At 54.1% G+C, this 1,968-nt stretch carries 2 protein-coding genes; both read right to left on the bottom strand.

The annotated features are described in order from the left end of the window. A partial coding sequence (locus tag P7F28_RS07380) for a lysylphosphatidylglycerol synthase domain-containing protein (protein WP_277183866.1) occupies window positions 1–568 on the bottom strand: 568 nt, incomplete at its 3' end. Between the two features lie 42 nt (window positions 569–610). Then, window positions 611–1,789, bottom strand: coding sequence for a bacteriohopanetetrol glucosamine biosynthesis glycosyltransferase HpnI (gene hpnI, locus P7F28_RS07375; RefSeq protein WP_277183864.1), 1,179 nt, complete (start codon window positions 1,787–1,789; stop codon window positions 611–613). Window positions 1,790–1,968 lie beyond the last annotated feature (179 nt).

Raw genomic sequence — 1,968 nt, 5'->3', positions numbered from 1 at the left:
GCTTTCCACTCGTCGCCCGGCTGACAAACTGAGCGACGTGTTTGAACGGGCGCGCGTGATGGATCAGAACAAAACCAATGAGAAGCGGGAAGAACAATAAGGTCCACCACGCGAGACGTCCGAGAATTTGTTGATGATCTGAGGCGTTGCGCTCGAACATGTATCCAAGCACCATCGCCGCAAAGATGACTTGACTAAGCAGTGTCAGTTGCATGTCAACGATAAGACTTGCAATGGCTCGGGCCGGTCGCACCTGATGGCGTACAAGCATCCTGAATGACACGATTTCTCCGCCTATGCGGGCGACAGGCAACAGCCCGTTGATCGATTCGCGAATCCAGACGAGTGTGAGCATGACCACGGTCGACGGGCGTCTGTGACCAAGTACCAGCGTTCGCCAGTCCCAGGCATTCGCAAGCATCGGAAATACGTGTACCAGTGCGGCGAGCACCAGACCTGGGCCCGCTGACTTGATCAGATGAAAAACGGTCTCGGGGTGGCTTTGGATCAGGAGCCACCCAGCGATGATCAATCCAATCAGCCCGGAGAATGACGCCAAAAATCTCATGGTAGACCTACCGCCGGAGAGAGCGCGCCATCTCCAACCTTTTCATTTTGGTGGAAAGTCCGAGGCATCCGCGCTCGACAATAGGCCGTTCTTGCTGACCTGGAATTTTTCTCCGCGCCACGTTACGCGCGTCGAGCAGAAGCTCCCCACATAAATCGAAAATTGAAGCACATCGCATAAGGGTAGCCACCACAGTTGTTCTTGTCTTCTTCCGGTTGCGGCGTTCATTAAAAAGACCAACAGCATTCGAGCCGCCAAGGATGCCCCAACGAGTGCAACGGCAACTGGTGAGCCCATCGAGGCCAGCGTTGCCAGCACCGCCAGGCTCAACGGATGCATGAAGACAGCGCCTTGATGCCCCCGGCGGTCCGCAGCATAAACGGTTCGGCTCCACCGCAGTTCCTGTGCACACAACTGAGATAAGGTTTTCTCGGCACGCGCATGGCAAACGAAAAAGCGGGGAATGGCGACGGTTAGTCCAATGCGACGCACCGCGTCTCCGATCGCATAGTCTTCCGCCAGATGATCAGAAAATTGCTCGAGCCCTCCTATCTGACTCAGCGTCGACCGCGTCATCGCTATAGTCTGTCCGAAACACGGTCGGGCGCGACCAATTAGCAAGCCAGTTATCACCCCGGGAAGAAAATGATAGTCAGTCATTGCGGCACCAACTCTGGACCAGAAACCGGGCGCACAAACACTTCGATATGCGCAAGTTACTACTCCGACGCCCGGTTGTTGAAGCGCACTGACAATTTTGCGAAGGTAGCTCCGATCGACCAATACGTCGCTATCTGCAAAGCAAATTACATCGTAAGCTGCATGGCTCATCATATTGATTAGGTTTGCTATCTTCCGGTTAGACCCATACAGCCGAGCGTCTGTCACGATGGTTATATCTTGCTCCGGGAACCGGTGGCGCAACATCGAAACCGTCTTAAGCGCGATATCTTCAGCGTCACAAACGCCAAAAATGTATTGAACCGGTCCCGCGTAATCTTGGACGAGAAAGCTGCCAAGATGCTCTGATAAGTTCCACTCGTCGCCACACAATGGCTTTATCACTGTAACGCCAGGGCAGCAAGGGGAAGTATCCGAGGCATGACTTTCGAGAAAGCGGCTGATGGATATGCACGAAACGACGGTATAAACGATCCCCGCGCCTGCGCCTGCTTCTAACAGGAATGCTATGGAATTGCAGAGTGTCTCTACCGTATGCACGAGTTCCCCGCCTGGAGTTGTTGCATTCGACGAGTGCACAATATCTTCCTCGTATCCTTATCGAATGCTTAACGGTGATGCCGATTGCAGTCGGTGGATTCGCAGAATCAGTCAGACAACGTCAATACTGCTGCGCCCGCGTCTTTGCACGGGACGCTGACGTAATGGGCGTCCCGATC

Origin of the sequence: Caballeronia sp. BR00000012568055 (assembly GCF_029439455.1) — a bacterium.
GTDB lineage: Bacteria > Pseudomonadota > Gammaproteobacteria > Burkholderiales > Burkholderiaceae > Caballeronia.
This window is presented reverse-complemented; position numbering and strand designations above follow the sequence as displayed.